Annotated in this window: 7 protein-coding genes and 1 pseudogene; 4 read left to right on the forward strand and 4 right to left on the reverse strand. The window is 38.5% G+C overall.

What is annotated here, in order from left to right:
* The first annotated feature begins 94 nt into the window (after positions 1 to 94).
* Positions 95 to 217 carry an SEC-C metal-binding domain-containing protein gene (locus tag CWB66_RS23120; protein WP_138586750.1) on the forward strand — a complete coding sequence of 41 codons (123 nt, stop codon included), beginning with the start codon at positions 95 to 97 and terminating at the stop codon, positions 215 to 217.
* 105 nt (positions 218 to 322) lie between these two features.
* On the opposite strand, the gene CWB66_RS19985 is transcribed toward CWB66_RS23120, so the two are convergent.
* Positions 323 to 3,391 carry an efflux RND transporter permease subunit gene (locus tag CWB66_RS19985; RefSeq protein ID WP_138586740.1) on the reverse strand — a complete coding sequence of 1,023 codons (3,069 nt, stop codon included), beginning with the start codon at positions 3,389 to 3,391 and terminating at the stop codon, positions 323 to 325.
* A 2-nt stretch (positions 3,392 to 3,393) separates the two neighbouring features.
* Entirely contained in the window at positions 3,394 to 4,476 is a 1,083-nt protein-coding gene (locus CWB66_RS19990; protein WP_138586742.1) for an efflux RND transporter periplasmic adaptor subunit, read from the reverse strand.
* Positions 4,477 to 4,598: 122 nt separating this feature from the next.
* On the opposite strand from CWB66_RS19990, the gene CWB66_RS19995 reads away from it, so the two are divergent.
* Entirely contained in the window at positions 4,599 to 5,501 is a 903-nt protein-coding gene (locus CWB66_RS19995; RefSeq protein ID WP_138586744.1) for a LysR family transcriptional regulator, read from the forward strand.
* Positions 5,491 to 5,796, forward strand: a complete 306-nt coding sequence (locus CWB66_RS20000; protein WP_077535230.1) for an MGMT family protein — start codon at positions 5,491 to 5,493, stop codon at positions 5,794 to 5,796. Before CWB66_RS19995 ends, CWB66_RS20000 begins: the two co-directional genes overlap by 11 nt.
* 64 nt (positions 5,797 to 5,860) lie before the next feature.
* Here CWB66_RS20000 and CWB66_RS20005 read toward each other — a convergent pair whose 3' ends face one another.
* The gene (locus CWB66_RS20005; protein ID WP_138586746.1) at positions 5,861 to 6,094 is read right to left on the reverse strand and encodes a hypothetical protein; all 234 of its coding nucleotides are present in this window, start codon (positions 6,092 to 6,094) and stop codon (positions 5,861 to 5,863) included.
* A 181-nt stretch (positions 6,095 to 6,275) separates the two neighbouring features.
* A pseudogene (locus CWB66_RS20010) lies at positions 6,276 to 6,428 on the reverse strand (transposase); the annotation flags it as partial.
* 239 nt (positions 6,429 to 6,667) lie between these two features.
* On the opposite strand from CWB66_RS20010, the gene CWB66_RS20015 reads away from it, so the two are divergent.
* Positions 6,668 to 7,594: a hypothetical protein gene (locus CWB66_RS20015; RefSeq protein ID WP_138586748.1), complete on the forward strand. Its 927-nt coding sequence runs from the start codon at positions 6,668 to 6,670 to the stop codon at positions 7,592 to 7,594.
* The last annotated feature ends 561 nt before the right edge of the window (positions 7,595 to 8,155 follow it).

Below are 8,155 nucleotides of genomic sequence, written 5' to 3' on the forward strand. Positions count from 1 at the left end.
TATCGTCCCTAGAAAGAACCCATCGGGCAGCGCATGTTTGGCATTTATGCTGCGTTATCGCCTATTTATGGGGAATAACCACACTACATAGGCTCTGCCTTGCCTAAATACCAAACAGTCTGCTGCAAATTTAACCTCGAAAGATAAACAGGCCCTAGAGCGTAACGCACCATGTTTATGCGGTAGTGAAAAAAAGTATAAAAAGTGTTGTGCTTAGTTTAATACGATTTTTATAAATAGCCTTTCTTATTTTTACAATATTAAAAATGCCACTGAGTTTTAATCAGTGGCATTTTTTATGCTCGCTTAGTTATAAACTCAACTACTTTCGTGGTTCGTAATCTATTCCAAAGATAACGGTATACAGTACCGGAACCACAATTAAAGTAAGAATGGTGGCAAAGCCTAAACCAAACATAATGGTCACTGCCATTGATTGGAAAAACACATCAAACAGCAGAGGTATCATCCCCAAAATTGTTGTGATTGCAGCCATTGCTACCGGCCTTACACGGCTCACGCCTGAGTCAAATACAGCCTCATAAGGTGATTTACCTTCTCGCAGCTCCAAGTTTATTTGATCGACCAACACAATGCCGTTTTTAATTAACATACCACTTAAACTTAATAAGCCAAGTAACCCCATAAAGCTAAACGCTGTATTCATAATGAGTAAGCCTGCGCTGACACCAATAATAGCTAATGGCACCGTTGCCCAAATAACCAAAGGTTGCTTAACTGAATTAAACAGCAAAACAGTCACTGCAAACATCGCTAAGTAACCAAGTGGTAATGAGCCAAATATTGCTTTTTGAGCTTTACTCGATGATTCAAACTCGCCGCCCCATTCCAACTCATAACCGCGTGGTAACACCATGTTTTCTATAGGGCCGCGAATACGAGCAAATAGCTTAGCTGGTGTTTCGTCGCCTAATACATTATTATCTGCCATTACGGTAATGGTTCGTTTACGATCACGGCGCATTATTAGGCTATCTTCCCACTGCACAATAAACTCATCAACAACTTGAGTTACAGGCACGAACACACCTAGAACAGGGCTATATATTTGTAAATCATGCACGCTTTCTACGTTTAAACGCTCGTTAGCTGGGGAGCGTGCAATAATAGGCAACAGCTGCGTACCATCACGGTATACACCTACTTGCTTACCCGAAAGACTGGTAAGTAATACGTTATCAAGATCTGATTTGCTGATCCCTAAGCGACGTGCTTTTTGTTCATTAAATTGTGGGCGAATCATTTTGGTACGTGCACGCCAGTCATTACGAATATTATAGGCACCATCATCGTTACCAATCAGCTCTTGCGCTTTTGCAGCGAGCTGTCTTAAAACAACGGGATCAGGACCAGAAAAACGCGCCTCTATTTTAGCATCAGTAGATGGGCCTATTTCCATAGGTTTAATTTTTAGCTGAGCAGAGAGCGCATGATTTACTGAATAGTCTCGTACTTTTTGCATTACTGTTGCAACAGCTTCTCTATCTTTTACGCGAATAATCAATTGCCCGTATGCGGGGTATGACTTTTCAGGTGCGTAGGTAAGCATAAAGCGCGGCGCGCCTTGACCTGTAGTACTTGTAATTTCTTCTACTAATTCATTACTTTGTAAATATGCTTCAAGTTGCTTAATGCCTTCTAAGGTTGAGCGAATGTCAGAACCTTGATCTTGCCAGTAATCAACGTAAAACATTGGGGTGTTAGAAGCAGGGAAAAACGATTGTTTAACAGAACCAAAACCAACCACAGCAGAACACAATAAAATAACCATTAAAATAAGTGTGGTTTTTCTAAAGTGCATTGCACCATCTAAAATAGCTTTATAGCCATTAAAAATAAATCCTTTGTACGGATCGTCTTCTTCTTGGCCTTCCTCATTTTTAAACTCAGTTTCTTTAAACATTAAGTTGGCAAAAAATGGTGTAAGCGTAATGGCTGTTATCCAGCTCAATAAGAGAGAAATAAATAACACCCAAAATAAGCTACCAGCAAATTCACCACTGGCATCAGAGCTTAAACCTATGGGGGCAAAGGCCGTGACTGCAATAACGGTAGCGCCCAATAGCGGCCATTTAGTTTGCTCTACAATGTTAACTGCTGCTTTTAGTTTAGTTTGCCCACGCTTTAAGTTTATTAATATACCTTCGGTTACTACTATCGCGTTATCAACCAACATCCCAAGGGCAATAATAAGTGCCCCAAGCGATATGCGTTGCAAGTCGATAGCAAACAATTTCATAAAGATGAAAGTACCCAATACGGTAAGCAGTAAAATACCACCAATCAAAATACCGCTTTTTAAGCCCATAAATAACAGTAATACAACAATAACAATCGCAATTGCTTCTAATAGGCTAACAATAAACCCATCAACCGACTTTTCCACTTCTTTTGGCTGGTTATATACTGAGCTTATGTCAATTCCATGAGGACGTTGGTACTCAAGCGATGCTAAATGTTTATCTATATTTTTACCAATATCAACGACATTAACGCCAGATGTAAACGACACGCCAATTAAAAGTGCTTGGTTGTCGTTAAAGCGAATAACATTGTTTGGTACTTCAGCGTATTCTCTATAAACCTTGGCCACATCACCTAAATAGATAAGTTCGCTTGCACCTGGTTTTGAAATAAGAAGGGTTTCGAGTTCTTTTACATCCTTAAATTCACCAGTGGGGTGCAAGCGGATGGATTCATCGCCGACGCGAATTTTTCCTGCATTTGATACCGTATTTTGCGACTGCAGTAATTGAAAAATATGACTAGGCGCAATCCCTAGTTGAGCTAGCTTTCGGGTAGATATTTCTACGAGCACTTGGGCTTGTTGCTCGCCAGCTATTGTTACTTTACTCACCCCTTTAACAAGGACGAGTTCGCGTTTTAAGTAATCTACGTAATCTTTAAGTTCATCATACGAATAACCATCACCCGTTACCGAGTACATAACACCGTAAACATCGGCAAAATCGTCCAAAATAGTACTAGGGTAAACACCACTTGGCAGAGAAGGCGAAAGATCGTTAATTTTACGTCGCATTTCGTCCCAAATTTGGCGAAGTTGCTCTTTACGGTACGTACTTTTCATTTCTACCGAAATTTGCGACTTACCATTTGAAGAGATAGACGTAACGTAGTCAACATAGGGTAACTGTTGAATTGCATTTTCGATAGGAAAGGTGACTTCTTCTTCAACCTGTTGCGGCGAAGCACCCGGGTACATGGTAATCACCATAGCCTTTTTAAGTGTGAATTCTGGGTCTTCTAATTGCCCTAAATCAAAATACGAGACACTACCGCCAATTAATAGCAGTAAGGTAAACATCCAGCTGATGACTTTTTTCTCTATGGAGAGTTGTGCAAAGCTCATATTTATAAGCCTCGCTCTTTGTTCCATGCGCGTACTTTCATACCTTCTTTTAACGAATGCACACCCGCTGAAACAACAATTTGACCTTCCTCAATACCGCTGAGTACTTCAATACCATCGCGGTGAAGTTGGCCAATTTTAACCGCTTGTTTGTGTACTTCACCAGTTGCTGAGTCAAAAAGCCATACATAGGCATTGTCCTTTGTGGATTCTTGCGGTTCAGAAAAAACTGATTCGATAGGTAAAATAGTGTAAGCCACCTGCGAGCGCGTTACTTTACTTAAATCTATTAAAACGCGACCAGTCATACCCGCGAGTAAGTTAAAATCTTTAGGCACTGGCAGTGAAAAGACAACTTTATAGGTAAGCGTTGCAGGGTTTGCCTGAGTATCCCATTCTTTAATTGTCAGTGTGTACTCTTTATCGTCGTAGCCATCAAATTTAACGGTAGGCTGATAGTTAGTTCCTTTTTTGAAACGTGCGACTATTTTCTCAGGAACCTGAATTTCTACATCCATTAAGTCACGTGTTTCTAAGCGCAATATATTTTGTTTTGCTTGAATGTTCTCAAAGTTTTTCACAAACACTTTAGCAACTGTGCCGCTAAATGGCGCTCTAAGCTCACTATATTCAAGATTTGTTTGTGCAATTTTAAATGCTGATTCAGCAATTTGCATATTAGCAGTGGCTTGATCTAATTCTGATTGGCTCGTTATTTTTTTCTCAAATAGTTGCTCAATTCGACCAAGTTGTGATTTTGCCAGCTCAAACCGTGCTTTACGTTCGTCGTACTGCAGTTGAAAATCTTCTGGGTCAAGTTTTGCTAATAAATCCCCTTTTTCAACATGCTCGCCGGCAAGTACCGGAAATTTAACAAGTTCACCATTTACCCTAAACGCAAGATATGAGCCCTGATTAGCAACTACTTCAGCGGGAAAACTGCGAATATTTATTTGTGAATCATGGCCTATGTTGAACAATTTAACAGGACGAATAGGGTCTTCTTTAACTTGCTTTTCTGGTTCCGAGCAAGCTATTAAGCTAAGTAATATAGTTGTTAAAAAACATAGACGAAAGAGTTTCATGTTTTCTCCGTTGCAATGATGGCAAAATAATTGAGTGCAGCATACGCTGCAAACATATAAAATAAAAATCATTAAATCTTAGAAACTCAATAAGTTTTATTTATGATATTGCAGAGTGGTATATGAAGCTGAATCAATTAATAATTTTAGATACCATAGTGCAAAGCGCAAGTTTAAGTGGTGCGGCATTAAAACTACATAAAACACAGCCAGCGCTTACTTTAGCGATTAAAAATTTAGAAGCAAAAATTGGCTTTGAATTACTAGATAGAAGCAAATACAGATTACAGCTTACTGAAAAAGGGCGTGTTTTTCACCGTGAAGCACAACAGCTTCTTCATGCAAATGATGAATTAGCGCAACTCGCTAAAGAATTAGCATTAGGAAACGAACCCCAGTTTAGAATTTGTTATGAGCAGCTTTGTCATATGCAAAGTTACAATGAGATCATAAGCAATACTTTTAGATTATTCACAAGCACAGAATTTAGCTTAACAAGTGGTAAACGCTTTATTTCATTAGAGCATGTCAATAGTGGTCAAGCCGAACTAGGGATTGGCCCTTGGTTTGATTTATTTCATGCGACAGGTGATTTAGAAAGCTTACCAATAGGCAAGCTCGACATAGGTATTGTAAGTGCCAAAGGGGTCATCCCTTCAGCACTTAGTTATAGCGAGCTGCAAACATATCCGTGTTTAGCTATGTTTGAAAGTGATTTAAGTATAGACAGTGAAAGATTATCCTACTCAAAGGGCGCTGCTATGATGAAAATTGATGACGTATCAAGCTTAAAGTCATTTTTACTCTCAGGAGCTGGTTGGGCAATGATGAGCCTAGAGCATTGCGCGCCTGAAATAGAAGCGGGATTACTGCAAGAAATAAAAATAACCGACAGAGAGCATCAATTTAGTGCGCAAATTAGAGCCTTTAGGCAGCATGCTATTCATCACGGCCCTGTAGCACGCACTATTTGGGAGCAATTTAAGAAATTAAGTAAGGAGTATTCTAGCAACAATGGCTATTGATAAAGAAACACTTATTTATACTGTTATCGCAGGTATACCAATGGGGAAAGTAGCAAGCTATGGACAAATAGCAAGCCTTGCGGGATACCCTCAAAATTCACGGTTAGTGGGGCGCTTATTAAAAATGATGCCAAGCGACTCTATTATCCCTTGGCATCGCGTAGTTAATAGCCAAGGCAAAATAGCGTTCCCAGCGGGCAGCGAAAAATACCAAGAGCAGCGAGAAAAGCTATTATCAGAAGGTGTATTGTTTAAAAACGACAAAGTGAATATGCGTGAGTGCCGTTGGGAGTGATATGACTATTATTGGCGGATAAGTGCTATGAGTAAACGCTGAAAACCTTATACTCTTGTTATATTTATACTGTATTATTTTTTAATAATAAATGAGACAACAAAAGTGGCAACAAGTAACTAATTAGCTTGGTATTACTTTTACTTTTTTTATTTAACAAAACCCAGCCATCAGTTCCCATTATTTCAATTGAATTAAGGGTAATGCTATTTACAGTCGGGTTTTGAATACTCCATTGTCCAGAAATACGGAAAATACCAAAATCTGTATTGATGCGAGTGATGCTAAATAATTGCACAAAACCTCGGGTAAATATCACGAGCCGTAGATTAGCTCGCTTTTTATTAATAAAATAAACCATAGTTGAGTTTCTATTTGGGTTCAATCGGTTACTTTAATTTAATCTGAAATATAAATGAGGGTTTAATGGTGTTTTAATTGGCGTTTTGGGAGGCAAAATTTAGGATGGATGTCTTTGATATTCGTTTGGGCGTCATTGGCGAAGCTGATGGTGACTGGCCATTACGCTCTAGCTTTAATTGAGTAACCCACTTACTGGCGGTTGATTTACCAACCCACATCGCTTTGGCTGCGTCTTCTTATGTGTAACCTTGGTCGACAACAAGCCTGATGGTTGGAACTTTCTAATGCGTGCCTCATTTATTTTTGTACCTAATTAGGTTGATTCAAGTGGTGTCATTACATATGATGTACAGATAGTTTCTTTAGGATGTACTTATAAAGCTCATTAGTTTGTTCACCAAGAATTATGACTGAATAGTCACTAACATTACTGCTTACGTAGTATATATTTTCAATTTGTGAAATTTGTTGACCACGACAGGACTCTCTATAAATAAAGGAAAATCACATGTCGAATAGTTTTTTTAAATTTAATTTGTTAGCAGGCATTTGCTTTGTCAGCTTCTCTTCACTTTCTGCGGATGGCTTTACTCCTATCTATCCAGATATACAACATCGTGCAAATAGTTCAGCAAATGGCGAAAGAACGAATCTATCTTATAACTCTTGGCAATATAAAAGCCATACTGATGCTAATATAAACTGTAATACAAATATAATATTAGGGAAGAGATCAAACTGCCGTAAAGTAGATTCAAAATATAGAGATGAAAATCGCTGGGTTAAAGGGAGAGAAACAAAATATAGCTTTGATCTCAGAGTTGATAACTTCCCTGGCTCACCAGAAACAGCTCCATCCCACGTTATTATTTTTCAAGACTGGGTAAAATTGAACCCTCACTCTAAAGATGATTCTGGGGCTGCAATTGGCAACCCCCCTATAACTACGTTGAAGCTCAAACGTGGACCAGGAGGCAATGTGGATTTATCCTTACATAACAATACATGGCAATTTTCACATTACGATGTTGCTAATTACCAAAACTATCGTTTTATTGATTATAAACATGCTGATGGTTCTTGGGATGAAGAAGAGCTTTATAGTTGGCCTTTATACTGGGATGATAAAAATGCTCCTCTTTGGAAAATAGAGATAACTATAAAGGATGGCAATACACTTTCTACTGGTGGAGTAACTTTGAAAAAAGATGGTCGTATAATTGCTGAACATGAATATCAAACAAAGGCACCAACCTTTTCAAATTTGCAGTTACAAACTATCAAAGCTACGGACCCAAATGCTATAACTTCCAATTTTATTCAATGGGGGTTGTATTGGTCTAAAGAGTTCAATAGTAACGCACTTTATTTCCCTAATAAGAGGATAGATATTGGTATCGAAAACTTGATAATACAAGAAAAAACAATATTATAAGTTGATATATTTATCCCCGACTCTGGAACATACTTAATTATTGATAGCCTCATATTACATGGGGCTTCTTTAATTTAAAGAGGTTGGCAAATTTGATACTTGCAGTTTTTAGAGTCATGTCGATGGTCTGAAGTAAAGTAAGTGTTTAGCGGTGTTTGTCAACCTAGTTGTCGCGATCACTATGTAATACCATGCATTGAACTGACCACTTCGTGATTCTTTTTGATTTTTCTCGCTGCATGTTCGACGACGTCCAAGTAATTTTATTTTCTTGTAAACATGCTTTCAGGCACTCCGACTTTATATAGCAGCATTTTCAGTGTTATTGTTGTAAATATCGCTTTTAAAAGCGGGGTTTAGATAATTTTTTTGGTGATAACATCTGCTCAATGTCTGTTATACACTCTCCACTTTGACGATTTCACATTCAGAGTCTAGGGGGGACTTCTTTTCGTAAATCCCAATTGTGGATGTCACCACTCCAACGCTCGGGCGTTTACCCCTTATCACGTTGATACAACTTCTTTTCTGTGCCGGCACATTATACCAATTCCATTAATT

Source organism: Pseudoalteromonas sp. S558 (assembly GCF_005886635.1).
GTDB classification, from domain to species: Bacteria; Pseudomonadota; Gammaproteobacteria; order Enterobacterales; family Alteromonadaceae; genus Pseudoalteromonas; species Pseudoalteromonas aliena.

Bases quoted from the DNA above. Each gene is read 5' to 3' on its own strand.
- CWB66_RS20015 (WP_138586748.1), top strand. From the start codon at position 6,668: ATGTCGAATAGTTTTTTTAAATTTAATTTGTTAGCAGGCATTTGCTTT.
- CWB66_RS19985 (WP_138586740.1), bottom strand. From the start codon at position 3,391: ATGAGCTTTGCACAACTCTCCATAGAGAAAAAAGTCATCAGCTGGATG.
- CWB66_RS20000 (WP_077535230.1), top strand. From the start codon at position 5,491: ATGGCTATTGATAAAGAAACACTTATTTATACTGTTATCGCAGGTATA.
- CWB66_RS19995 (WP_138586744.1), top strand. From the start codon at position 4,599: ATGAAGCTGAATCAATTAATAATTTTAGATACCATAGTGCAAAGCGCA.
- CWB66_RS19990 (WP_138586742.1), bottom strand. From the start codon at position 4,476: ATGAAACTCTTTCGTCTATGTTTTTTAACAACTATATTACTTAGCTTA.